The following is a 25416-nucleotide window of genomic DNA, read 5'->3' on the forward strand; positions in this document are numbered from 1 at the left end:
AATAGTCAGCCTTCCAATCAGAACGGTTCCGTCGTCCTCGGCAACTTACGAGAAGCAAGCGATTGCATTGGCACCGGATGGGGATCCAACCAACGTTCCAGCGGCTTCGCACCGATCGCATTGGTCACCGTTCCGGACTTCGACGCCTTCCGTGAGTCCTGGAAACTCCTTCACAGCGTTGAACGTACCGCCGACAGGAACGTGCTGAACAGCAGCGGGGCATCGGAGCCATGAACCACACGAAGCTGCGCGACCTCACTTGTGTTTGGGGCTCGCGTTGGGCCGCTTTCCGGTTGAATCGTCGCGTTGGTGAACGGAGCGTCAGTCCGATTCGTCTTGGCGGACAATCAGCAACAGTTCGTCGAGGTCAGCGATCAGTTCCCGCATCGATTGATATCGACTCGCAGTTTGTTTGGCGATCGCTTTGAAAACGATCCGGTCGGCTTCCAGGGGGATGTGCTGCTTCGGAGAGCGTTCGCTTGGTGGCGTTGGCTGACGCATGCAAATGTTGTCGAACGTTTCATCACGGCTCTTGCCCCGAAAAGGTTCGGCGATTGCCATGGCTTCGTACAAACAGACGCCGGCTGAGAACACGTCGCTGCGTTCATCCACTTCGCGATTGGAGACCTGTTCTGGCGACATGTACGTTGGTGTGCCAATCAGTTGATTGGCAGGCGTCAACGTCGGTAGCTCGTAGGTCTTCTCTTCGTGCTTGACGTGCATCGATGACTCGGCCGGCTCACTGTGTGGAGCGTGGCTATGACGGACGGGGGAGGTGGGGTAGCGACCATCGTCCAGCGTCGGCTCGCCCCAAACTTTGGCGGCGCCCCAGTCCAATAGCGTGACTTCACCGAAGTTTCCCACCCAAATGTTCTCGGGTTTGACGTCGCGGTGAATCACCCCCGCCGCGTGTGCAAAGACCAGGGTTTGGCAGGTGTCCCGAACGATCTCGATCCGTCGGTGCAGCGGGAATGCTGCGGCCACGTTTTCGTCGCCCTTTGCCAATTGACGAAGCACGGAGAAGAAATTCTCCCCCGAGATGCGTTTCATCGCGTAGTAGATCCCGAATTCGTCATCCTCACCGATCTCATGCACCGGAACGGTTCCAGGGTGCTCCAGTTGTGCCGTCACGCGTGCTTCACGGAGCAGGCGCCGCCGGAACCCGCGGTCCAACCGATGCTCTGGTAACAGCATCTTCAGCACCACAGTGCGACCGACGATTTGATCGAAAGCAGAATACAACACCCCATTGCCGCCACGAGCCATCTCCGTCAGATCGCGGTACTTGGCAAGGCCGTGCGGCCGGGGAGAGGGAAGCTGGATATCAGTGCTGGAGAGTGAAAGCATCATTCAGAGGAATGGCCGCTTGTTGGAGTGAACAAAAACGTCAAGTTGCCTGACACAGTCTTCAACTTACCCGCTTGGGCGTTTCATTTGTGAGCGGCAAAGTGCTTGGCGCTCATTTCGGATTGGTCGTTCAAGATTCATCATCGTAGCCGGCTTGCAGGTACCGTTGGGCGGCTTCCCGATAGGGCGGGTCCCAGCCGAGTTCTTGTAGCAGATCGCGTCGCTTCTTGAGGTACCATTTCGGTTCAATTGAATGTCGGTTGGCCTCCAGCAATTCGAGTGCTCGCCCCTTCTGGCCCGATCGCCGAAACATCCGGTCTTGCAACAGGATGAACTCGCGACGGTCACCCTTCGTTTGTTCGGTCAAACGCTGAACGGCAGCGACCAATTGTGCTTGATACTGCCCCGGATCGGCAATTGGCCATCGCTCGCGGACCTCAGGCAATTCGCGATACGCGAGCGCCCGCCCCAGTCGGTAACGGGTGAACGCGAGAGCCCAGGACGTCGGCGTCGACAGCGATTGCGAATCAGTGGGGAGCTTGGCGGCCAGGGTCGCTTCCAGTTGGCTGGCCAGCTCAATCGTTTTTCGCAAGTTGGCTTTGCGGTCGTCGTCGGTGTCGGACGCGAGCAACCGATCCTGCAAATCAATCATCGCTTGCCAAGCATCGGCGTCCACGGGTTCGGGACGCTCTAAATCCTGCAGCCGAGGCTCCTCCACCAGTCCCGTTTGATCCGGTGCGTCAGCGGGAGCCGAAGGCATCTGCCCCGGTTTCCATCGACTCAGCCACGACTGCCTGGCTGAATATTCCAGGCGTGCATCGTCCGACTTGGCTTCCTGGATCCTCATCGCGATGGAGGCTAGCTTTTGGTGCTGCCAATGCTCTGCCTCCACCTTGCTGGGAGCTTCTGCAAGGGAACTGGTCGGCAATCGCAATTGCACCAAACCAAACGCCAGCAGCGGCACGATCAGCCCAGTCCAACAGCGGCAGCCAGCGTGATCTGTGAGTGGTGGTTTCAGGGCGTGTCCAGCCATGCTGTGATCAGGTGGGGTACATTGGTAGTTGTTCTTATCGCACCCCCGTGACCATACCGATTTCTTATGCAGCGTTCCACACTCAGTCAGGTATTCTTTTACTTTGTGGTGTTCGTTTCGACAGGGAGCCTTTCGGCCATGGGGGAGCCGTCCGATTGGGCGGAAGGCACGACGCAGCACAACGATGGAGCCAATCGCGAACATTACAACCAGGCCGCGTCCTTGCCATGGAAACACTTCATGGGCGATTGGTGCGACGCCGAGGGAACCGAACAAGGAGAGGTCGCCTACGCGGTCGTCGAGGTGCTCGACGACGACACTCGCAAACCCGTTCGCTGGGATGTGACGAATCTGGTGAAGGAGTGGGGCGATGGAACGCACCCGAATCAAGGTATGTTTCTACGCGTCACCGATGGAAGTGGCCGGATTGCATTCGGTAGCCGCGAGAGTGCAGACACGACTCTGCATCCCAAGCTCGAATTGACCGGCGAATGGGGGACCGTCAGTCTCAACGCGGTCGCTGACACGTTTCTGCCCAAGTCGACTTACCGTTGCCAGGGCCAAGCGGACGAACTGCGTGTTTCGGACAAGTCGGAGAATCTCTTGATTCGATTCGACATGAACCAAGCGAACAAAGTCGAAGCGATCACGAACGCCACGTTGGTGTTGCAGTCGACCCAGCAATTTGGTTCCGCCAGTGTTGGAGTTTTTCGCTGCAATCAGGGGGAACGCGACTTGCCCTCCTCGCCTGTTTTGGGCATCGCGGCGAAATACGCAAATGATCACGGCATCGCGGACGATCCGGACGTGATCTTCACCACCGGGTTCGAACAATCCAACTGGGAACGTGAATGGACTCAGGCCGGACCCGACGGCAAGGTGGACACGGTGGATGCTGACACTGGGTTTGAAAGCTTCCTTCCCCTGCAGGGCAAGGCATTGCGTTCTCGAATCGGCAAAGGAGAATTCACCGCCCTGAACACGCTGTACAAGTTCGATGAGCAGATCGGCAGTGAGCCCGAGGAGGTCTACTTCCGCTACTACTTGCGACTGGCTGATGATTGGAATCAAACCGTCCAAGGCGGGAAGCTACCGGGGATCAGTGGGACTTATGGTCGAGCTGGCTGGGGGGGGCGGAAAAGCAACGGCAAAGATGGTTGGTCGGCTCGCGGGTTGTTTCAAAAGACAATTCCGGAAGGCAATCCTTTGGCCGGACGAACCCCCATTGGGTTCTATTGCTACCACGCTGATATGGAAGGAACCTATGGAGCGAATTGGGTTTGGAGCCAAGCCTACCGTGGGTACCTGGCAACCAATCGCTGGTACGCGATCGAGCAACAGTGCCGACTCAACACTCCCGGGGAGAAGGATGGAATCTTGCGAGCCTGGGTTGATGGGCATCTGGCGTTTGAGAAGACAGACGTGCGGTTTCGATTGACGGATGAACTTCGAATCGAACAAATCTGGCTGAACCTCTACCATGGCGGGAAGATCGCCTCGCCTCATGATCAGCACATTTTTCTGGACAATGTGGTGATCGCCAAGAAGTACATCGGTCCCATGGTCAAGCAGCCATGAGACGCAGAGTGGTTCAGTGGGGGGATGGTTCAGTGACGGTGGAGCGATGGAGTCAACTTGCCGTTTCGCCGCGGCCTATTTCTCGATTCGGGTGAGTTGGACGCTCGATTTGCTTCCGACCGACGTCGCGTGTTTTCCATCGGGATGAAGCATGATTTCTTCTGACGAACCATCTGCAAAATTGCGAAGAAACGCGACAAGGTACTGCTTGTTGCCCACCTTGGCCCAAAGTCCGATGGGCTTGCCGCGGAGAACGACGAGACCATCTGGGGTGTAGTCGCAAACGTTTCCGTTGCCGTAGTCCCAGCGTCCCACCACTGGGTCCGGCGGTTCTGGAGTTTTTTGTTTTGCTTTCAACTCGGCAATTTGTTCCTTCAAGTTGGCAATCAGCTGCTTGTCTTCGTCGGGAGCATCTTCTGCCTGGGAGCGTGTTTTTGTTCGCCGCTCGACGAACGAATCCAACTTGCGATCCAGGAGAGCCGAGATGCGATTTGCTTCTGCAAAGTCTTTCTCGTCGACGACCGTGGAAAGAGCTGCCTCAAGATCGCTTCGCAAGGTCACTTGAGCAAGTGATATCTGCTCTTTGAGTTTCCGGTCCAGAAATTGCAACCGTTCGTCAAACTTGGCAATCGCAGTTTTCGCGACGTCTGATTCAAACGCATTCGCTTCAAACGCATCTTGCGAAGTTCCGGGGCGTGTCGAGCAGGCCAGGACGGCAAGAATTAGCAGGGTGCGTTTCATGAAAGGTGGCTTGCGGATTCAGTGTGATGTGCCAGTCGAATCGGACGATGTCTCCCCAATTTGGAATGGAAGTGCGTCGTATTCCGTTCGCCTGGACAACAGTGGAAGTGGTGCTCGCATGTACTTTGGATCATGCATTGATTCGCCCAACCCAGATGCTCGGCGAAGGCGAAACTCATTCCGGTCCAGCAGCGACACCGCCAAGATACCCTCCCACTACCGAAACCGCAAGAAAATAGAAAGTCGTTGTTGAGACAACCAGGGATTGGGTCAGCAAGCGTTCGTTCCAAAACATGCTTGCCCAAATGAAGGCACTCCCGAAGATGAAATAGGGAACAATCGCGACGAATGACCAGAACGACGAAGACAACACCCCCATCAACAACGCCCACCTCGTCGGCGTTTTATGAAACGCGACGAATGGACCAAGGGTCAACGGGAATGCCAATGGCAACCACAATGGTTGGTGTCGCGACAATGCAATCAGTGCCGCGCAGATTCCAGCGAGAACGAGCAAGCTTGCGACAGAGAATTGCCTTTCGTTTGATCGCATTGAGAGACTCTGGGATTCAGTCCGAAGGCTTCTGACCGAGCAGGACTTGGGTTGTTCCTTTGGGCAAGTCAAAGCAAGCGACGAGAGTCTTGCCATCGGAGATCCATGTTCCTGCATTCAGTGTCGACCGGTCGGTTGCTTCTTTCAGCACGGTTCGCTCGCTTCCTTGTTGGATGCTGACTGGTCCCGATGCGCCGTCGACTTGCAAGGTGAACTTCTCCGTTGCGAAGGGGGCCCGGAGGGTGAGTTGGTCGCCAACGGATTCAATCTCGGTCAGTTGCTTGGCAGCCCAGTAACGAGCCATCTCACTGACCTTCATCCAAATCGTATCGTCGTTGAATTGTGACGCCAGCGACTGCACGACTCGCTGGAAGGAGCGGAAGCCTTCTTGGCTACCATTGCTGAACATTCCCTGCCAATGACAGAGCATGACCGCAGGTTGCCTTCGTTGAATCAGTTCGACCATCCGGCCGCTGGTCGCAGCGGCATTGCAGTAACGATCAGGTTCCGAGAGAGAGTCGCCTTGCCATCCGCCAAACCAATCGCCTGTTCCTGCGGGCACGTTCACTGTCAGTTGCACGTCGTCGGTTCCGATTCCCCGCACATTTTCCAGTTGGGGTTCCGTGCTCTCGTCGCCTGAAATGACGTATTTGAAGTAGTGAGGCAACTCGACTCCGTAGACATCACGAACCGCTTGGTCGACCGCGAGGGGCAATTCGCTTTTCACCGCATTTCCAAATCCGCCGGGAGTGGTGACACCTTCGCAGGGGAGGTCACAGTTTTTGAGAATCCGAAGTGCATAGGCTAGGTAGGCGGCCAATTCGTCCACGCTTTTCTTTTCCTGCGGGTACGAATTTTCCATGGTTGCGGCGTTGATCTTTTCCATCGGCTTGCCGGTCTTCAGATCGATCACGCGAGTGTGTGTGATCATCTCCGGATGGACGTCCCAGTTGGGGAGCATCAACTCACGGACCAGTTTCAAGCTGGACTGCAATTCGGATCGCGACCACCCCGGCAGTTCACGATCGAGCCAGCCGACGCAGGCCGGATTCGGAACGATGCTGTACTTGCCTTTCACCCCGTGTTCTGCACACCACTCTCCGAACTGACGGACGAAGGCATCGGGGATCTCACGCGGCCATGACTTCCATGGTTTTTGATACTCCGTGCGATTGGGCCAAGCGGCCGCGAATTGGGGATTGCAAAAATGGCCCATGTTCACCAGGCACGTCGAATCATCGATGATGAACGACAACGGCACCCGATCGCGTGGCATCAGCACGTGGACGTTCGCTGGTCGGGTTGGCAAGGGAACGGCCGCATTGCTCCCCTGTGTTTCGGCGGATGCAACGCGGGGCATTCCCATGCCGGCAACGGTTGTCGCGACGGCGCCCCAAGCCGAAGCGTGAAGGAACTGACGTCGATCCTGATCGATGGAAGCTTGGTTCTGATTCACGTCGAAGACTCCGGGGGACCCTGTGTTCGCTCACGGCAGGCACAACACGGCTTGCCGTCACGTCTGATTCTATCACGCCCCGAAACGCTTCACGTCAGCCGCTCCTCCCCTGAACGGTGCCACCCACCAACCGAAACGCGATAGTCTCCGCTGAAATCAATTTCCGTCGCTCAAATTGGAGTGTGCATCTCTCGGTGATTGGCCTGCGGGTCTCGTGCAGGGAATGGCTATCCATTGAAGCCGCAGATTGATATCCTTTTCGGCGGCAGAGAGAGCGATGTGCATCCGTGACCACGGCTTACGCGAAGTGAAACCGGGGACTGTGTTACGAGCATCTTTGTTGGTGCTCCGTTGCCATCACTCGGTGGATCCAGGATTTGTCTGTTACTTCTGCGAATTCTCTTTGCAGTTCATCTCACGCTTGCGACAGAAGTTTTGAGTCGCAGGCCTTTCAGCTCGGTGATTCATGAAGAAACACGAATGGTACGAGACCACTGACGAAGGCGAGAGGCGTCTGGTCACTGTGACGCGACATGCCGGGAAATGGCAACTTCGGTCTCGACTCAAGTCGGAAACCGAGTGGACCACGTTTCCCGCCATTCCGCTGGATGATCTTGAGACCCTGCACGAAATCATCAGCAACAAATATCGGCGGAATCGCCTACCGCATTCGCATGTTTTGGAAATTGATGCCCTGATTGAAGCCGCAAAACGCAGGGATTAGAGGGGGATTCTTTTCCAAGCGGCTTTGCTCTTCCCGTAAGGTGCCAGCCACCTTCCCGATTTGGATGACCTGAAACCTTGGCTTGTTCCGGGGCTGATTGAGGGCGACTTCCGCTGTCTTGATGTCATTTTGCGAGCTTGATTGACTTCTCGGAGACGCCGGCCTCGTGAGTGCGATCGATTGAGCGCAGCAGAGTAGAGCAGTTGTCCCCAACTGTTCCGTCGCCCCTTGCACCACTGCGAAGGATGACGCGTGCTTTGACCTTGCTGCTCAGGCAAAGCAGGCTGCGGCTTGGACCTGGCCGCGGTGGTGATGGCGGCCCGTTCGTTCTGCGTCCGCTTTCAGCGATTCAGGGCGACCGATGCAGCTGGTTTTGCCAAAGTATTTCTGCCAGTCCCACACCAAGTCTCGCCACATCGAAGCGTCGATTCCGACTTCCGAGAGCGTTTGGGCGAGACGCTTGGGCAGTTCAGCCGCTCGGCAGGCAATCGGTTGCGCCGCGGTCCAGTCCAGCAACCGTTTGTAATCGCTCCAGCGGATGTTCAAGAATCCGCGATCGCTGCTGCGGAGGCCTTTCGTGTGGACTTGCGGTTCGGTGGACAGTTTGGTTTCGCTCAACGTCAGAGGACTCAGCCATTCATCTCGCCGGATCCGTTTCCCGGTTGGATTGCGTCGCTTCGCCCTGCGTTTTTCCTGAAGAACTTCGACCGGCGTTTCTCGAATTTCTCGTCCGGCTTCTTCCGTCGGAATTGGTTTCAGATCAAAGGCGGCCGAAGGGATTCGTTCGCCCTTGCGAGCTTCGATCCGGTCGTAGGCACTGGTGTGCGGGCTGGTCTCGGGAGTCGCCGTCAGCGCTGCGCGGACCGGATTCAGATCGACGTACATGCTGCAGGCGAGCAAGCCTGCCTCGTCGACGATTTTCTGTGCTTTGAAGCGACCTTCCCAGAATCTGCCGGTGCACTCGTCCTGTTTGTTTGCCAGTCGGGCAATGGGTTCGGCCAAGGCTCTCATGTACCAAGAGATGTCTGACAAGCGGCGACGGATTTCAGTCAGCCGCTCTTTGTTGCGAACCAGCATTTGCACATCGTTTTCAGTCGGCTCGGCCAAGTGTTCTTCGAGGCGTCGACCGGGGAACACACGCAGCCAGCGAATCGCAACTTCCTCGTCGCTCCATTGAGCACAGACATCCGGCCGGTTGCGGAGAATCTGATGCATGTGATTGCTCAACACCGCGTACGAAAGCACATCGACCGCGAACACCGAAGCCAGAGCTTCCATCCGCCGGCGAATCCATTCCCTGCGGAACGAGAAATCCTTGCCGGTCGCCTGGTCGACACCTGCAAGAAAGGCGCGTCGCACACATCGCTGGACCACGTGCACGATCCCCACTTCGCTGGGATCAAACTGTTCGCTTCGCTGAGGCCGCGGCATCGCTCTGCTCTCCAGTGGGATTGGCAAGACAAAAGCATCGTATGCATCGCATCAGGAAAGTCAAATTAGGGTGGCTGGCACCAATTGGAGGGGCGAATCAGTTGGTCGCAGGTTCAATCTCGATGGGCTTGTGCTGGAGAACACGATCGATGATGGAATAAGATTTCATTCGCATGTCTTTCGGAAAATCGTGCTCGCAGTCTGGAGTCAACAGGATCAACTCTTCGCGGGAGTCAAACAAAGAATAGATTTGGGCAGCCACCGGGATCGCCTTGCGTACGCCGCGAATGTCGAAATTTGCGTCGTGAGTGGGGGAGACCGATACAAAGGTTCGTGGTGCCAGCGCGGCGACTAGTTCATAGAAATCAAACGGAACGTTGTCAGGGGCCAACTGAAACTTGTCTCTCAGGCGGGGCATGTACCGTTCACTGGCCCAGCCCCCGATTTGCCCGCCATAGTAGTCCTGAAATGGACACCAGCCACAACTGGAGACCATCACCTTGACTCGTTGGTCAAACACTCCCATGAAAATGGCGTTGTGACCCCCAAGTGAATGGCCTATCGCTCCGATGCGTTCGGAATCAACGAACGGCAGGTCAGCAAGGTAGTCGACGCATCGCCGATGATTGACGATGGCTTTCATGGTGCCCGATGCAAAATTGTCGCGTTTGAAGTCATAGTCGGCGTATTCGCCAAAGGACGGGTAGTCTGGCGCAATGACCACATAGCCACGCTGTGCAAGCTCGATTCCATATTGTCGACCCGGTCGACCACCCTGGCCGGCAACGATCCGTTTCCCAGCCGCCCCCGTGGGATGCAGGGCGACAACGGCTGCCAGTTTGGGTGAATGAATGGCGTTCGTTAACGCGTTTACGTTAACGAGCTGTGCAACTGAGCTGGGTAGATACAGATCCAATGGCAGGCGATCTGAGTCGTCGACAGCCATCGTCATTGTCAATCGACGCACTTTCCCCATCCAAACGTCTTCTGTGATTCGAGTGTCAAACGCAGGCATAGCTTCGGTTTGCGGCAACGGTCCCATTGCCAATTCAGCCCCCGCGATGATTTGCTGGCGACGGAGCATCCAGTCGGCAATCGACTGGATCGGTTTGAGTTTGCCGTCGGCGGTTCGGTACAGGGACAGGTCCGAGTGTTGTAATTGCGTTTGGTCAGCCGATTGGTCATCGGCACTCACATTGCCAGTCGCAACAACCAACACACTGGCCCAAGCAAGAGCACCAAGCCAAAAGTATTTCGCGTGCATTGCAATCTCCAAGTGGTAAACCGGCTCTGTCGCTCGCCGATCGCGGCTGAATCGAATCGCTCGATTTTGGTGGGTGGCACCATCCGGAAGAGGTGCTAGGCGAGGATGTCGTGGAGGACGTTTCCGTGGACGTCGGTGAGGCGGAAGTCTCGGCCGGAGTAGCGGTAGGTCAGTTTTTCATGGTCGAGACCGAGGGCGTACAACATCGTCGCGTGCAGGTCGTGCACACTGGTTGGATTCTCTTCGGCCTTGAAACCGAATTCGTCGGTCGACCCGTAGACCGTTCCGCCCTTGATGCCGCCTCCAGCCATCCACACGCTGAATCCGTAGTGGTTGTGGTCACGCCCCAGTTTCGAGGCACCAGCACCGGTCAGTTCCACGGTTGGCGTGCGTCCGAATTCGCCTCCCCAGACGACCAAGGTTTCGTCCAACATGCCGCGTGATTTGAGATCGCTCAGCAAGGCGGCGATCGGTTGATCAATTTCGCCCGCGAGTTTGCGATGATTGTCGGCGATGTTTTCGTGATTGTCCCAGGGTTGGCCGGCCCCGTGCCACAATTGAATGTATCGAACGCCGCGTTCCGCCAACCGTCGCGCGATCAACGTCTGACGTCCGTGCACGGTGTCACCGTATCGCTCCCGTGTGTGCTGTGTCTCACTGGCGATGTCGAACGCGTCACTGGCCTCGGTCTGCATTCGAAACGCCAGTTCGTAGGACTGGATTCTGGATTCCAAACGCTGGTCCAAACGCGGGGTTTGATGCTGGCGATTCCACTTCGCCAACAGTTCCAACTGACGTTTCTGGTCGGGCGTGCTGATCTGGGGGTGTTCGATGTTCTCGATCAATCGACTCAACTGGGTGTGCTGAGTGTCGATGTGTGTGCCTTGAAACGAACCGGGAAGAAAGGCCGACTGCCAGTTCTCCGCGTCCTTGATCGGCAGACCACCTGGACACATGGCGATGAAACCGGGCAGGTTCTTGTTCTCCGCACCCAGGCCGTACAGCACCCAAGCCCCAGCACTGGGCCGCGTCTGGACGGAGTCGCCGCAATTCATCAGCATCAGCGATGGCTCATGGTTGGGCACTTGAGCGTACATGGATCGGATCACGGCGATGTCGTCGATGTGCTCGGCTGTCTTTGAAAACAGTTCGCTGACTTCGATGCCTGACTCGCCATAGCGTTGAAACTGGAAGGGCGATGGAAAGGCCGCTCCCGTCTTGCGTTCGGTTGTCAGGGTTTCGCCAAGTCGCTGGCCGGCATATTTCTGCAAGGCGGGTTTGGGATCGAATGTATCGACATGCGAGGGGCCGCCGTTCAAAAAGAACTGAATCACTCGCTTGGCTTTCCCACCAAAGTGCGGCCCGGCCGCACTGCCATTCAAGCCGCTGTCGTCTGCCAAGACACTGCTGAGCCCCAGTGCCCCCAGTCCCATGCCGGAACTCAGCAGCATGTCGCGTCGGCTGAGTGGCGATTGGATTCGGCCCCGCAGAGGATCGATGGTCGTCGAGTGTTTCATGTTCATCGTGTCGTTGCCTATTCAATCCACAAACAAGAATTCGTTGGAACAAAACAGAATCTGAGCCAACTGCTCCAGCGGCGTCAGTCGGTTTGCCGCGTTGGTTGGAAAGTCAGCTTCCGAATTCCAAACGGTGGCATCGCCAGCCTCGGTTTTTGTCTCGCTATCGGGTGATCGATCAGACGCTTTAACAGATGCCTTTCCGGGCCCTGCCGTAACCGTCACTGTCTCGGTCACGTCCGTGATCGTCGCTTTCCAGAGGAATTGGTCGCTGTTCAAAACCGAGTCGATGTCGACCACAAAATCAATCGTCTCGCCTTTCTGCACTTCGATTGCCTGGGCATTCAAAATGGCCGACGACTGGTGAACCTTGGCGGCACCAAGCTGACCTTGTTCCGAGCTGACAATGAAACCACGCACTCCATCGCCGGCAGCGACTTGGTGGCGGAGTTCGGATTCGATTCGAACCGTCATCTTGTCGGGTGCCGTCCAGCGGCGGACACTCGCGGTGCTTCGAGTGTTGCCGGGGTGCCCGCCGACTGCGGACAACTGCACCCAACCGAGTTTGCCGTCCGGCCAACTTGGACCACCCTGCCAGCTCTGGCCAGTGAAATGCGGAAGCGATTTGAAGTCCGGGACACGTTGGACTTCCTCGTCATATTTCCCGTGCCCATACGACCAGTCAGCGACCGTCGGTCGAACGGGAGTGCTTTCCGTCGCGGCTTGGGAAGCGACTTGCAACGCGTCGGTCACCTCCGCTTCGGTTGCAGCACGCTGCAGCACTCGCTGAAACATTTGTTCGATTGCTTGACGAGGCTCAGCACCTTCGCGGCAAACGGAGGCCAGTTGCTGAGATCGTTTCAGAACAAGCGGATGGTTCATGAAGAACAAAGCTTGCTGCGGCACCGTGGTCTGGCTGCGGCGGGGCACATGCAAGTCAGGGTTGGCAAAGTCGAACACTCGCAGAATCGCGGGCAAGAACTGACGATCCACCAACCCGTACAGCGTGCGTCGTACGTTGGAAGTGTCTTGGAAAAGATCTGTGGGTTTGCCACCGGTCCGCAGATCGATTTCACCGGTCGCCGCGAGCATTGAATCGCGAAATTGTTCGAAGGTCAGACGCCGCGAATTCATTCGCCACAGCAAACGGTTTTCTGGATCAACCTCCAAGGCTCGTTGCAGTTCAGCCTCACTGCTTGGTCCGAAAGACGATTGGCGAAATGCGGAGGACGTCAAAATCAGACGATGCAGCTTCTTGAGACTCCAGCCTTCCTGGACGAACCAGTGAGTCAGCCAGTCCAGCAGTTCCGGGTGCGACGGTCGTTCGGCTCGCAATCCAAAGTCGCTGGGCGTCGTGACCAAACCAGCCCCGAAGTGATGCGCCCAGACGCGATTGACGATCACCCGAGCAGTCAGCGGGTTGGACTCGTCGATGATGTTCCGGGCAAGTTCTAGACGCCCGCTACCAACTTGGAATGGTTGGCGGTCCGGGGGTGACAGCACAGCAAGAAATTGCCGCGAAACATTGTCGCCTTGCGTCAGGATGTTGCCGCGTCGAAAGATCCGAGGTTCCGATGGAACCGGACGGTCTTTCAAAATCAATGCATAACCAGGAGGTTGCGAGGGGCGAATCAACCAGCGGTCGATCTCGCCTTGCAGTTTCCACAGCGCGGTCGTCGTGCTGCTGTCAAAGTAGATTTCGGTATGGACGATTCCTTCGTCGGGAACCTGGCTGGGGGAAGCGGGACCGAACATCACCTGCCAAAGTTGTTGCTCGGCAGGATCGTTCTGGTTCGGCTCGTCGGCAGCGACCTCAGCCAGCAACTGGCCGTAGCGATTGATGACCTCGATGAAGTCGGTTGGTGGCGTCTCAAAGAGGGCAGCAACGCGAGGATTGATCTGCACAGGTGTCGCCGCAGTGATGGCGTCGCATACCGACCGTGCTTGTTCTGCGAATTGGTCTGCTGGCAGTTGAGAGAACAGATGCCACGGCACAAACACTGGATCACGCTGGCGATCTGCTGTTCGCAGGTATGCCTCCCAACGTCGTACAAATGCCGGCAGTAGATCAGAGGCCTCGAAGATCTGATCGAACCCCTTGGGAGGGTACTTGTCCAATTCCGTTTGAGCGTGCAAATAATCACGAACCCGGCTGCGGGCACGCTGGGATGCTTCGTCACGACTGGATTGCAGCTTCTGTTGGAACGCCGTTTCGCGTTGATGCAACTCTGCGTCGAAAGCGTCGTCTGCTTCGGATTCTGACGCCGCGGAACGATCCAGCGAGACCAACTGTTCCTCGCAGCTGTTGAAGACTCCATACAGCGAGTAGTAATCGGCGGTGGGGATCGGATCGTATTTGTGATCGTGGCAACGAGCACAACTGACCGTCAGCCCCAGTGTGCCACGAGTCACCACATCGATGCGGTCGTCAATGATGTCTCGATTGACACCCAAGAATCGCCGGCCAACGGTCAAGAAGCCCATGGCGGCCAAGTCTTCCTGGCGTTTGGATTCGACTTGATCGGCCGCCAATTGCAATAGCAGGAAACGGTCGTAGGCCATGTCTTGGTTCAGAGCGTTGACGACCCAGTCTCGATAACGCCAAGCGTGCACCCAAAAACGTTCTTCACGCGCGTAGACGTATCCTTTGGTGTCGGAATAACGTGCCACGTCCAGCCAATGACGAGCCCAGTGTTCGCCGTATTGCTTCGAGGCAAGGTAACGATCCACCAAGTCTGGATAGGCATCCGAGGATGATGACGCAACGAACTGTTCAACATCGGCGGAGCTTGGTGGCAGACCCGTGAGCGTGAACGACAATCGTCGGATCAAGGTCCGTCGGTCGGACTCGGGCGAAGAAGCCAGTCCCGCTTCAGCGAGTTTGCGGGAGACGAATGCGTCGATGGGGTTGGTGCTGGGGTGTTGTTTGGCCCTCCCCTTGCTTTGCTCGACATTCGCTGAGGGCGAGTGAGTCGAAGTGGAGGTCTCTTCGATATCAGGCACAGGCGGATTCTTGACACTTTGAAACGCCCAGTGGTCCTTGGCGTTTTCCATGGCCGCCGATTGCAACTGCGACGAACTTTCAGGCCAGGGCATGCCCATGCCAACCCACTCTGCGATCGCGGCAACCTGCGGTGGATCGAGCGGCTGGTCTGGCGGCATTGCGATGTTGTCGCTTCGCCGGACGGCTTCAAGAAGCAGGCTGTCGGTGGTGTCAGCACCGGCGATTGGCCCGGATTCGCCCCCCTGAATCAACGCTGGTTGCGAATCCAATCGCAAGCCCCCGCTCTGTTCACTCTCTCCATGACAAGCGATGCAGTGCTCGACCAGAATTGGTCGAATCTCGGACTCGAAAAAACGGTCGCTCTGATCATCTGCTTGGGTTGGACCCATGAAGCAAAATGCAAGGCATGCAAAGATCGCGACAGTCAAGCATGTCCAGGGCTGGCGCATCAGCAGGCGAAGGAAGTACGATTGGGAGGCAAATCTCTCCATCGGAAGTCGTTCGATCAATTCGTGTGGCGGGAACTTGGTCGCCTGGGGGGCAGCGACGAAGTTGGAGGGGGGACCTCATTGTATCGTGTCAGGGGGCAGGAATGGTTCCCGACCGACTCAACTTAGAAAGAACCAAGGGGCACAGAGGTCGTCAGAGCGTCTGTTGTTCGAGACGATCAGAGGTCTTGCGAGTTCGAGATCGCTGACGATTGCCGCACCGATCATTCGGTGGTGGCAGCTTGGTTTGGTTCCGCCAATGCAGGGAACTGTTTCATCGTTGGTTGATGCAGGTAGGGCCAACCCTCGTTGGCTTGTGCAGACCCTGGCGTGGTGCGCCCATTCGCGAACGCTTGGGCGAGTTCCTGGACCAACTCGTTGATCTTCTCGGGGTGGGTGTCTTCCAAGTTTCGTGTCTCACCCGGATCAGCCTCGAGGTCGTAGAGTTGCACCGTTTTCGCGGGGGTGGAAACGACCGCTTGGTTACTCAATCCATCCCAACCTCCACCGCCGTCGGTGGTCAGAATCAGCTTCCAGTTGTCTTTTCGAATGGCGAATTTTCCTGAGAGTGAATGGTGGATGGTTTGGGGGCGGGTTGGAGTTGCCTTCCCCTGCATACTGGAGGCGAAGGAGAAGGAGTCCTCGGCGGCGTTTTCGGGAATCGCTTCGGATTCACCGAGGATCTCGGCAAAGGTCGCGAAGAAATCGGTGGTGCAGATGGTCGTGTCAGAGGAACTTCCGGGGGCCACGTGACCTGGCCAACGCACCAGAAACGGCACGCGGTGGCCGCCTTCATAGAGCGACCCCTTGGATCCTCGGTAAGGGCCTGAGGGATGGTAGCCCGCAGCCAGCATCTTGGGGATTTTGACATAGGGCGCGAAACCGTTGTCGGAAGTGAAGATCACCAGCGTTTCTTGGTCGATTCCCGATTCTTGAAGTTGCTCGAGCACTTGGCCGACAACCCAATCGGTCTCCGCAATGAAATCGGCGTACCAGCTGTATTGTTGGTAGCGTCCGCGAAATGCTTTTCCTGGGCGAATCGGTGTGTGCGGGGAAGTCAAAGGCAGGTACAGGAAGAAGGGCGTTTTCGAACCTTGGGTGGCTTGGCGTTGAATGTACCGGCGAGATTCGGCGGCCCAATTGGCCAAGCATTCGCTGGCGTCAAAGTCATCTGCGGTCGCGCCAATTCGTTCGAAGTCGTTGTACTCGTTGTGCGGGAAACCCCGTTCGAGCGTGGGCGTTTTTTCCGCTTGATCATTGCGAAGATAGACGTACGGTGGCATGTCCAAGGATGAGAGAATGAAGAACGCCTCATCGAATCCAACATCGACTGGGCCGTTGCGAAAAGGCTTTTCGTAGTCGATGTTCCAAGAACCGAATTGTGCTTTGCGAGTCGAGTTTGCTTGAGCAGGGGCGGGGGCAAAGTCCGCTCCCAGGTGCCACTTGCCAATGCAAGCGGTGTGATAGCCGGCCTGTTGCAGGAACGTCGGAAGGCTCAAACGCTTGGGGTCCATCAAGGCCGGTGAATCAGCGGCCACCAGGACCCCGCGTTTCAGTCGGCTACGCCAGTTGTAGCGTCCTGTGAGGATCCCATAGCGAGTCGGCGTGCAGACGGAGGAACTGGTGTGCGCGTCGGTGAATCGCATGCCTTGCTCGGCCAGTTGATCGAGTGCCGGTGTCGGGATCAGCCCGCCGGCATGAGAAGGTTCGCCGGGCCCCATGTCATCCGCAAGGATCAGGATGATGTTCGGGCGTTCGGACGATTGTGCGGCGGTGCTCGCACAAAGAAGCGAGCAGACAATCAGACAGCGAAGCAGCAAATTCATGGAGATCTCTGGCGGGCGAAGCAGGTGTGTTTGGAGTTTGTCTTCAGGGCACGCGTTTCAGTTCTGCCATCACATTTGCTTTCCAATGGGACAGTTCTGCTTGCATGCGTTTCACGACGTCCGCTTGTTGGTTTGCCAAGTCCGTTGACTCGCTCGGATCCTCGATGATGTCGTAGAGCTTGTCACCCTTTGCGGTCGAGATCAGCTTGTAGCGTTGCTCCATCCAGACGGCTTCCTTGCCATCGCGATTGAGAAATCCCAATGGTTTTTGTCTGATCTGCTGCTGCCCAGTCACGAAAGGCAGCAGGCTGGTTCCATCATAAGTGCGGTCGGCAGGCAACTCGATTTCAAGTGCATCCAGGATAGTCGGGAAGTAGTCCGACGTGATGCAAGGCGCATGCACCGTGCGTGCGGATTTCACTTTGTCGGGCCAGACCAGCAAACCGGGCACACGAATGCCACCTTCGTTGATCGAAAGTTTGAAACCCTTCAAATCCTTGGCCGACCCCACGTGCCGAGGTGAACCCTGCCTCGCGGGGCCGTTGTCCGAGCAGAAAAAGAGCATCGTGTTGTCGGCCACACCCAGTGCTTGGAGTTCGGCTCGGAGGCGTCCGAGTTGTTCATCCATGGCGGTCAAACACGCGTAGTAATGTTGTGTGGGTTCGGGATGTTCGCGATACATTCGGCGGTATTCGGGGCCGCCCACGACGGGTGAGTGAGGCGTGTGAAACCACACCGCGGCGAAGAATGGTTGTTGCTTTCGAGCCGCATCGCGAATGAATGGGATCGCGCGGTCCATCAACACTCGCGAATCGTCGCCGTGCGTGTTTTCCTTGGCGGTTTGGTTGGGGCCTGTGAAGTAATCGTTGCCGTAAGGTTGGTCTTGAGGAGACGGTTGCTTGGTTTCGTTCGCACTGCTCGGTCTCCGATTGATTGGGCCTGGATCGATCAAGGGATTCCAAGTCGGGACCTTGGATTCCGTGACAAAACAAACATCCACATCACGCTCCCAGGGCGGGCAGTGGTATCGTTCGGGTTGCTCGGCAAATGTCCCCCAGCGTTTTTGATCGCCAATCGTTTTGGACAGGGTACCCAGATGCCATTTGCCGAAATGCCCGGTGGTGTACCCGTGCTCCTTGAGCACCGTGGTGATGGGGATTTCGGTGGGTTCCAACATGCCTTTCATTGCAAAGGTCACGCCGAATCGGTACGGATTGCGACCGGTGTAGCAACTCGCACGCGTGGGCGAGCACATCGCGGCCGCGGCGTAGAACCGTGTGAACGTCACGCCTTCCTTTGCCATTTGATCCAGGTGAGGCGTTTTCAGGTGCGGATGCCCGTTGTAGCCCGTGTCACCCCAGCCCTGATCGTCTGACATGCAGAGGATGATGTTGGGAGGATTGTCAGCGACGGTGGAACTGGCCACCAATGTCAAAACTCCGAAGGCGATTGCTCGTGCGGTAAGGATCATGATGCTCTGGCGACTTTGCGTTGGAAGGCTCAATGGTTCTTGGGCAGAAGGTCGGGCCGTGGCGAATCGATTTCTCGTTTCAAGATTTGTTTCAGTTGCTCGACCTTCTCGGGGAATCCGGACGCCAGATCGATTCGTTCCTCATTGTCGGTGGAGATGTTGTAGAGCTGATAAACACCTCCTTTTCGGTCCGCCTCGACGAGTTTGAATCCTTCCCGTGTGATCAACGCGCGGCTGCCCATGGTTGTGAAACGGTTGTTGACGACGATGAAGTCATGCTGCTGAGTTTGTGGTTGTCCAAGGAGGGTGGGCAAGTACGAGATCCCGTCTTTGCCCCTGGGCTGTTCTTCCCCAACGATGTCAGCCAAGGTGGCAAGAAAGTCGTAGTGCGAACTCAGCAGATCAGCCTCGGTGCCGGGCGAGATTTTCCCTGGCCAGCGGACGATCATCGGGCATTGCATCCCGCCTTGATAACCGCTGCGTTTGAGTCCTGCCCGGCCGCCGGCACCGTCAAAGATGTCGCCGCATTCGGACGTTCGCCATTTCTTGTCGGTCAAATTGGCGGGCTCGCCGTTGGGCAGTTTCTGCGTCTTGTAGCTCGGTTTGGGACCGTAGTAGAGTTCATGCCCATTGTCGGATGCGAACAGAACCACGGTGTTGTCATCGATCCCCAAAGTGACCAGTTCGTTCATGATCAAGCCGACGTGATCGTCCAGCATCTTGACCATCGACGCGTACTTCTTTTCCGCCAATGACATCGTGGGGTGATCGGCGAAATCAGGATGCAGTTCGGGAATCGCAACGGGACCGTGCGGCAGTTGAGTGGGGTGATAGAGAAAAAACGGTCGGTCGTGATTGGCGCGCAGGTACTTCAAGATGCCTTTGATGAAAACGTTTTGCGAATAGGTTTCGCCACCATAGCCAACCGGTTCATCCCCTTGCTCGCTGGTTTTGCCACAGTCTGCCAGTGTGTTGCCTGGCAGTTCAAACTTCTCTCCGTTTCGCCAGAGATAAGGCGGATAGAATCCATGGCAGCGTTGGTGGTCGTAATAGCCTTCATAGAAATCCCAGCCAAAACGTTTGACGCGTTCGTGCCAAGTTAAAAAGCCTCGATCCAGTTTGCCGAACTGTGCCGTTTGGTACCCTGCATTTTGTGCGACCTGAGCGAGGAACACTTCCTCCTCAGCGATCGGATTCGAGTTGGCTTTGTGTTTCGCCAATCGTTTTTGATAGTCCTCTTCGGTGATCTGTCCCGCGTCCCGCCAGATCGGTAGTCCGGCACGATTCTGCGCCCAACCTCCGAGGCGTCCGTCATGCATGCCCGTCAATAAAGTCCACCTGGCGGGCGCGCAGTAGACGCCACCGTAGTAGTTGGTGAACTTCATGCCTTCGCGAGCCAAGCGGTCGATGTTGGGCGTCGTGATCACTTGCTGCCCGTAGCATCCGAGCATTCCAGGGCCGAGGTCGTCCGCAAAGATCAGGATCACGTTGGGAGGGGCGTCGGCTTGAACCGTTGGGGGGCAATAGAACAAGGCGAGCAGGACAAGGAATGTTCTCATGATCGTTTTCGGTTCGTGGTGGATGCAGGAAGCGAGACGCTTGGGGAGATTGTCTCGTTTGGGCATCGAGCGGTTCGGTTTTGCAATCTTGGAAGCGACGGGAAAAGCGAGTCCAGGAGTATCCAATGCGACCCGTCCTGTTCCTTGTCCCGATGCCGTTTTCTAAGCGGCGCGGCTTGGATTTCAGCGACATTCAGCATATCGCGAGAGAGGCCATTGTCATCGCCCCACGTCGGTGCTGTGGGGCTTGTGTCCGAATGGAATCGATTTTAGTCGGTTTGGGCGACGAAAGTTTTTGCGACCGTTGCAATGACGAGAAGTCGAGGCAATCGCAGGGAGGATGGCGGTCTTGCCAACCGTCGCTCATTTGCTGGTCGCAATGGAGCGGCGGAAGAGGGCGAGGCTGGCCAGAAAGCAGGTCATTCCCAGAGCAGCGGTGGCCACAAATTGTTCGCAGACGTCTTTCAGCGTCGCGCCTCGAAAGACGATCGACTGAGAAAAACCAACGAAGTGCCGAGAGGGGAAGAAGTAGGTGATCGGTTGCAACCAATCCGGTTGGCTTTCGATCGGCGTGATGGCTCCCGAGAGCATTTGGAGCGGCAGAACGGTCAAGAGCACCAGCAACGCGAACTGGGCCATGGATCCCGAGAGCGTTCCCAAAAAGATTCCCATCGCGGTGGCGAAGAACAAGTACAAAGCGATGCCGCTGAGCAACAGCAGGCGGGACCCTGCTATCGGCACCTCCAATAGCGTTTCGACGACCAACCAAAGAGACAGCATCACGGCCAGCAGAATCACCAATCCGTTGGCACAGACCTTTGAGACGGCAATGTCAAACGAGGTCAATGGCATGACCAGCAAGTGCTCGATCGTGCCGTGCTCTCGTTCGCGAATCAAGGCGGCACCTGTCAGCACGATGGTCAGCAAGGTGACTTGGTCGATGATCGCTGTGATTCCAGAAAACCAGGTCGGATCGCCATTGGGATTGAATGCTCGTCGCGCGACCAAGCGGGCGGGCAACTCGATGGATTCATCGGTGCCGCTGACAAAGCGATTGATTTCACTGTTGACGATGTTCTGGATGTAAGTCGCGCCGATGTTGGCTTGCATCACAGCGGTGGCGTCGATGTTGACTTGGATCTCGGGATGCCGGCCCGCGATCGCATCCGATTCAAAACCGGCTGGGATATTGATGACGAACATCAACTTGTCTTTGTTCATCAGCGGTTCCACTTCCGCGGCCGCGATGATGACTGGCTCGTTGAAGTAGGGCGGAAAGAAAGCGGCGGCGATGCGATGTGACAACGTCGTTCGGTCTTCGTCGACGATCCCAATCGATGCGTGATGGACCTCCGTCGAAATGCCTGTCGCTTGGCTGTAGACGCTGAATGTCAACGCAAAGAGCAGCAGCGCGATCAGCATCTTGTCGTGACGCAGGCTGCGCAACTCTTTGAAGGTGAGCCAGAAAATATTTCGCAGGGTTCGCATGATTGGGGGCCATTTACACTTCTTGTTTGCGGAGCAGAATGGCACTGACCAGCAGGAACACAGGCGAGAACGCAACGAGCGTCCAGAGGTCCGGGGACAAGTCCTGCCAGCCGAGTCCTTTCGTGAATGCGCCGACGCTCATTCGCATGAAGTAGGTGGTTGGCCACAGCGATCCAATCAATTGAGCGCTGCCGCTGAGTGTGGACACCGGTTGCATCATGCCGGAGAACTGGACGGTGGGCATCATCGCGATGATGGCGGTCGCGAAAACAGCCGCCACTTGGCTGCTGGTGAAGCACGACGTGACCAGCCCCAACCCCGTGGTCGCCATCACGTAAAACAATGCCCCCAGAGTCAATGTCGCGAGGCTGCCTTTCATGGGCACGCCAAAGACGTGGATGCCCATCCAAGTCAGCAGGGCAAAATTGATCATTGCGATCGCAATGTAGGGCAGTTGCTTTCCGATCAAGAATTCAATGCGTGTGGTTGGCGTGACATAGAAATTGGTGATCGACCCCAGTTCCTTTTCTTTGGCGACGCTCACCGCCATCAAGATGGCTGGGATCAGGACCAGCAGCATGGCAGGAACGCTGGGGACCATCGCATTGATGCTCTCGAAACCCGGGTTGTATTGGTACCGCAATTCCAAATCGGCGAACGTCAATTTTGGTGTGCTGCCCATCGTCTTTCTGGCGAGGTCCTGGAGGTAGTTCAGGTGAACGCCTTGGGTGTACCCCACGATGGTTTCGGCGCGAAACGGCATCGCTCCATCGATCCAGGCCGAGATCTCGGGGGAATCGCCTCGAAGCAATTTCCTGCCGTAGTCAGGCGGGATCTCGATGGCCAATGAAACGTCACCGGAAACCAGACGCGATTGGAGTTCCTGGTTGTTTCGAATCGGCGGTTGCTCGATGAAGTACCGTGATCCTGAGAAGCTTTGGATGTAGTCACGGCTCTGCGGTGTTTGGTCGAGGTCCAGAACGGCGTAGCGGAGGTCTTCCACATCGGTGGTCATTCCAAACCCGAGGACCAGCATCAACAGCACCGATCCAACCAGTGCGAATCCGAGCCGAATTGGATCTCGCATGACTTCCAGTGTCTCGCGGTAGGAATAGGCGAGCAGCCGGCGGGGGCTGAAACTTCGTTGACGCGGTGGTGCGTGGAGTTCCGTGGTAGAAGTCACCACCTGGCTCACGTCAGGTGTTGGTGAACGAGGGGGGCTCGCATTGGATGTTGGAGGTTCGTTCGCGGCGTCTTGGATGTACCCGACAAAGGCGCGGTCGAGGGTTTGTTCGCCGCGAGCGTCGATCAGTTGTTGTGGTGTGTCGCATGCGAGAACTTTTCCGGCGTGCATCAGCGAGATGCGATCGCACCGCATCGCCTCGTTCATGAAGTGGGTGGAGACAAAGATGGTGACTTGATCGCGACGGGAAAGGTCCACTAGCAGACGCCAGAAGCTGTCTCGAGCGACCGGATCGACTCCAGACGTCGGTTCATCCAGGATCAACATCTCGGGACGGTGCAAAATCGCAACGGCCAACGAGAGTCGTTGGCGAACACCGAGCGGCAAGGAACCTGCGGATTGGTCCAGTTCTTTGACCAATCCAAAACGTTCGGCCAGTTCGTCGACGCGTTGGGTCTTGCCGTCGATTGCGAACAGCCGTGCATGCAACAGGAGGTTTTGACGGACAGACAGTTCTTCGTAGAGCGAAAACGCCTGGGACATGTAGCCCACCCGGCGCCGCGTTTCCAAATTGTGTGCGTCAACCACTTTGCCGAACAGTTTGGCGGTTCCTTCGGTAGCGGGCAGCAGTCCGGTCAACATCTTCATCGTGGTGGTTTTGCCGCAACCGTTGGATCCGAGGAAGCCAAAGATCTCGCCACGTGTGATCTCGAAGCTGACATGATCCACGGCGGTGAACAGACCGAACCGCCGAGTCAAACCTTCCGCGACAATTGCTGGTGCTCCGCCTTTGTTTTCCAGATGCGGGATAACCAATGGTTCGGAATCACCCCGTTCATTTTCAGGCAGCAGTTGGATGAAGGCTTCTTCCAACGTGGATGCCGAGTCGCCTTTGAGCTGTTTCGGGGTGCCTTCCGCCAACACTTTGCCGGCGTTCATGGCGACCAGCCAATCGAATCGGTCGGCTTCTTCCATGTATGCCGTGGAGACGCAGACGCTCATCCCGCTGCGTTGCTCACGAATCTCGTCGATCAAACTCCAGAACTGCTCCCGTGAGAGCGGATCGACTCCCGTGGTGGGTTCATCCAGGATCAGCAAGTCGGGATCATGGATGAGAGCGCAGCACAGGCCGAGTTTCTGTTTCATGCCGCCCGACAATTTTCCGGCCGGACGATCGTGGAACGGATCCAGGCCTGTCGCTTTCAGCAAACGGGCGATGCGTTGATTGCGTTCGTGTCGGCCCTGTCCGAACAGTCTTCCAAAGAAATGGAGGTTTTCCGCGACCGACAGCTCCGCATAAAGATTCTTGCCCAAGCCCTGCGGCATGTAGGCCACGCGGGGACAGACGGCTCGCCGGTGATTGCGATCTTGCATCGAGCCACCGAGCACTTCGACCTGGCCCGTTTGAATTTGTTTGGCGCCGGCGATCAGTCCCATCAACGTCGATTTGCCAACGCCATCGGGCCCAATCAGTCCCACCATCTTTCCAGCGGGGAGCACCAACGAAACATGATCGAGCGCAACCGTCTTTCGGTAACGATGAGACACGGCGGTGATTTTGGTGTCAGTCATGGCCGCACACCATCATTCGCCTTTCGGCGTTATCACCTGCCGAGATCATGAGGAGGGTTCCGTTGCTTTGTCCGACATCGCTTCTTCGAACGATTTTTTGTCGAACTCAATTGCCTGCGGAAATCGCTGACTCAATCTTTCCGGCCAAGGAACATTGGGATCCAACTTCACGTAGGCCACTCCTCGGACCCCGGTCTTGACCTTCTCGATGTGTTTCTTGACCAGTTCACGCGGGATTTGAACCTTCACGCGAAACATGAGTTTGTCGCGTTCCTTCATCGTCTCGACTTGTTTGGGCGTGAACTGGGCCTCCGGCGAAACAAAACTCACAGTCGCTGGAATGGTGTATTGCGGGGCGAAGTCGAGTGCGATGCGAGCGTCCGCGTGAATCGAGAGTTGAGACGTGTACTCGGAGGGCAAAAAGATTTCCATGTAGATGTCGCTCAGGTCGAGCAAGGTCAGCACCTTGCCACCAGCCGAGACAACCTCCCCCTCCTCTGCGAGTCGATACAGCACACGACCCTCGACCGTGGAAGTCAACGTGAAGTCATCGATTTGGGTTTGAATGCGTTCGATTTCGGCATCGACCGCCTCGATGGCTCGTTGCGACGTGCGGCGATGTGCCTGGGCGACCTTCAGGATTGCTTTGGCCGAATCAAGCTGGCTCTTGCGTGTGTCGTACTCTTCTTGCGATGCCGCGTTTTGATCAACCAGTTTGGCGGTGCGTTGCAAATTTCTGTCAGCCAACAACAGTTCGCTTTCGTAGCGGACGATTTCAGCCTCGGCTTCTGCGAGTGACTCGACGGCCTCTGCTCGTTGTGCTTTCGCTTTGGCCATCGTGGCTCTCAGTTCAGCCGTGTCGAGTTTGACGAGCGTTTGGCCTGGCTTGACCATGTCGCCTTCGTGAACGGTGATCTCAGACACACGCCCTGCGTACTTGGCCGCGACATCCACCTGGACCGCCTCGATGCGGCCATTGCCCAGCACGATTTCTGGCGGCAAGGCATTGGCGATTTGTGTGGCGCGTTCGGTTCGCCACCAGACCCAACCACCGACACCGACTGCGACAATCAGGAACGACAGGAGAAGACGTTTGAACATTTGAGTTGTCGTTTGAATGGAGGGGGGGATGCCTCATTCAACGCAAATTCAAGGCCATGATTGTTTTCGAGGAGATTGCT

At 56.7% G+C, this 25416-nt stretch carries 16 protein-coding genes; 2 read left to right on the forward strand and 14 right to left on the reverse strand.

Annotated features, from left to right (window positions below):
* Positions 1-321: 321 nt before the first annotated feature.
* The gene (locus PSR62_RS14630) at positions 322-1350 is read right to left on the reverse strand and encodes a serine/threonine protein kinase (protein ID WP_274403738.1); all 1029 of its coding nucleotides are present in this window, start codon (positions 1348-1350) and stop codon (positions 322-324) included.
* Positions 1351-1477: 127 nt separating this feature from the next.
* Positions 1478-2380 (reverse strand): hypothetical protein, encoded by a 903-nt coding sequence (locus PSR62_RS14635; RefSeq protein WP_274403739.1) that lies wholly within the window; start codon positions 2378-2380, stop codon positions 1478-1480.
* A gap of 66 nt (positions 2381-2446) precedes the next feature.
* Between PSR62_RS14635 and PSR62_RS14640 the strand changes: the two genes are divergently transcribed.
* Positions 2447-3958: a polysaccharide lyase gene (locus tag PSR62_RS14640; RefSeq protein WP_274403741.1), complete on the forward strand. Its 1512-nt coding sequence runs from the start codon at positions 2447-2449 to the stop codon at positions 3956-3958.
* 75 nt (positions 3959-4033) lie between these two features.
* Here the strand turns inward: PSR62_RS14640 and PSR62_RS14645 are convergent, their stop codons facing one another.
* On the reverse strand, positions 4034-4699 hold the full coding sequence (locus PSR62_RS14645; protein WP_274403742.1) for a hypothetical protein: 666 nt from the start codon (positions 4697-4699) through the stop codon (positions 4034-4036).
* A 569-nt stretch (positions 4700-5268) separates the two neighbouring features.
* A complete protein-coding gene (locus PSR62_RS14650; RefSeq protein WP_274403743.1) occupies positions 5269-6708 on the reverse strand; it encodes a hypothetical protein in 1440 nt (479 codons plus the stop codon).
* 466 nt (positions 6709-7174) lie between these two features.
* On the opposite strand from PSR62_RS14650, the gene PSR62_RS14655 reads away from it, so the two are divergent.
* On the forward strand, positions 7175-7432 hold the full coding sequence (locus tag PSR62_RS14655; RefSeq protein WP_274403744.1) for a hypothetical protein: 258 nt from the start codon (positions 7175-7177) through the stop codon (positions 7430-7432).
* A gap of 270 nt (positions 7433-7702) precedes the next feature.
* On the opposite strand, the gene PSR62_RS14660 is transcribed toward PSR62_RS14655, so the two are convergent.
* The 10 genes from PSR62_RS14660 to PSR62_RS14705 form a co-directional block, all read right to left on the reverse strand.
* Entirely contained in the window at positions 7703-8863 is a 1161-nt protein-coding gene (locus PSR62_RS14660; RefSeq protein WP_274403745.1) for a hypothetical protein, read from the reverse strand.
* Positions 8864-8960: 97 nt separating this feature from the next.
* Positions 8961-10127, reverse strand: coding sequence for an alpha/beta hydrolase (locus tag PSR62_RS14665; protein WP_274403746.1), 1167 nt, complete (start codon positions 10125-10127; stop codon positions 8961-8963).
* A gap of 95 nt (positions 10128-10222) precedes the next feature.
* Entirely contained in the window at positions 10223-11644 is a 1422-nt protein-coding gene (locus tag PSR62_RS14670; protein WP_274403747.1) for a DUF1501 domain-containing protein, read from the reverse strand.
* 21 nt (positions 11645-11665) lie between these two features.
* Positions 11666-15139 (reverse strand): PSD1 and planctomycete cytochrome C domain-containing protein, encoded by a 3474-nt coding sequence (locus PSR62_RS14675; protein WP_338020080.1) that lies wholly within the window; start codon positions 15137-15139, stop codon positions 11666-11668.
* Between the two features lie 221 nt (positions 15140-15360).
* Entirely contained in the window at positions 15361-16962 is a 1602-nt protein-coding gene (locus PSR62_RS14680; RefSeq protein ID WP_274403750.1) for a sulfatase-like hydrolase/transferase, read from the reverse strand.
* 43 nt (positions 16963-17005) lie between these two features.
* A complete protein-coding gene (locus PSR62_RS14685) occupies positions 17006-18433 on the reverse strand; it encodes a sulfatase family protein (RefSeq protein ID WP_274403751.1) in 1428 nt (475 codons plus the stop codon).
* Positions 18434-18462: 29 nt separating this feature from the next.
* Positions 18463-19992, reverse strand: a complete 1530-nt coding sequence (locus tag PSR62_RS14690) for an arylsulfatase (RefSeq protein ID WP_443217274.1) — start codon at positions 19990-19992, stop codon at positions 18463-18465.
* A 363-nt stretch (positions 19993-20355) separates the two neighbouring features.
* The gene (locus PSR62_RS14695) at positions 20356-21480 is read right to left on the reverse strand and encodes an ABC transporter permease (protein ID WP_274403753.1); all 1125 of its coding nucleotides are present in this window, start codon (positions 21478-21480) and stop codon (positions 20356-20358) included.
* Positions 21481-21493: 13 nt separating this feature from the next.
* A complete protein-coding gene (gene rbbA / locus PSR62_RS14700; protein ID WP_274403754.1) occupies positions 21494-24235 on the reverse strand; it encodes a ribosome-associated ATPase/putative transporter RbbA in 2742 nt (913 codons plus the stop codon).
* 45 nt (positions 24236-24280) lie between these two features.
* Positions 24281-25336, reverse strand: coding sequence for an HlyD family secretion protein (locus PSR62_RS14705; RefSeq protein ID WP_274403755.1), 1056 nt, complete (start codon positions 25334-25336; stop codon positions 24281-24283).
* Positions 25337-25416 lie beyond the last annotated feature (80 nt).

Source organism: Rhodopirellula sp. P2, from assembly GCF_028768465.1.
Taxonomy (GTDB): domain Bacteria; phylum Planctomycetota; class Planctomycetia; order Pirellulales; family Pirellulaceae; genus Rhodopirellula.

Excerpts from the sequence above, each read along its gene's own strand:
- PSR62_RS14665 (WP_274403746.1), bottom strand. The coding sequence starts at position 10,127 with ATGCACGCGAAATACTTTTGGCTTGGTGCTCTTGCTTGGGCCAGTGTG.
- PSR62_RS14645 (WP_274403742.1), bottom strand. The coding sequence starts at position 4,699 with ATGAAACGCACCCTGCTAATTCTTGCCGTCCTGGCCTGCTCGACACGC.
- PSR62_RS14640 (WP_274403741.1), top strand. The coding sequence starts at position 2,447 with ATGCAGCGTTCCACACTCAGTCAGGTATTCTTTTACTTTGTGGTGTTC.
- PSR62_RS14685 (WP_274403751.1), bottom strand. The coding sequence starts at position 18,433 with ATGATCCTTACCGCACGAGCAATCGCCTTCGGAGTTTTGACATTGGTG.
- PSR62_RS14635 (WP_274403739.1), bottom strand. The coding sequence starts at position 2,380 with ATGGCTGGACACGCCCTGAAACCACCACTCACAGATCACGCTGGCTGC.
- PSR62_RS14680 (WP_274403750.1), bottom strand. The coding sequence starts at position 16,962 with ATGAATTTGCTGCTTCGCTGTCTGATTGTCTGCTCGCTTCTTTGTGCG.
- PSR62_RS14670 (WP_274403747.1), bottom strand. The coding sequence starts at position 11,644 with ATGAAACACTCGACGACCATCGATCCTCTGCGGGGCCGAATCCAATCG.
- PSR62_RS14675 (WP_338020080.1), bottom strand. The coding sequence starts at position 15,139 with ATGGAGAGATTTGCCTCCCAATCGTACTTCCTTCGCCTGCTGATGCGC.
- PSR62_RS14695 (WP_274403753.1), bottom strand. The coding sequence starts at position 21,480 with ATGCGAACCCTGCGAAATATTTTCTGGCTCACCTTCAAAGAGTTGCGC.
- rbbA (WP_274403754.1), bottom strand. The coding sequence starts at position 24,235 with ATGACTGACACCAAAATCACCGCCGTGTCTCATCGTTACCGAAAGACG.
- PSR62_RS14655 (WP_274403744.1), top strand. The coding sequence starts at position 7,175 with ATGAAGAAACACGAATGGTACGAGACCACTGACGAAGGCGAGAGGCGT.
- PSR62_RS14705 (WP_274403755.1), bottom strand. The coding sequence starts at position 25,336 with ATGTTCAAACGTCTTCTCCTGTCGTTCCTGATTGTCGCAGTCGGTGTC.
- PSR62_RS14690 (WP_443217274.1), bottom strand. The coding sequence starts at position 19,992 with ATGAGAACATTCCTTGTCCTGCTCGCCTTGTTCTATTGCCCCCCAACG.
- PSR62_RS14630 (WP_274403738.1), bottom strand. The coding sequence starts at position 1,350 with ATGATGCTTTCACTCTCCAGCACTGATATCCAGCTTCCCTCTCCCCGG.
- PSR62_RS14660 (WP_274403745.1), bottom strand. The coding sequence starts at position 8,863 with ATGCCGCGGCCTCAGCGAAGCGAACAGTTTGATCCCAGCGAAGTGGGG.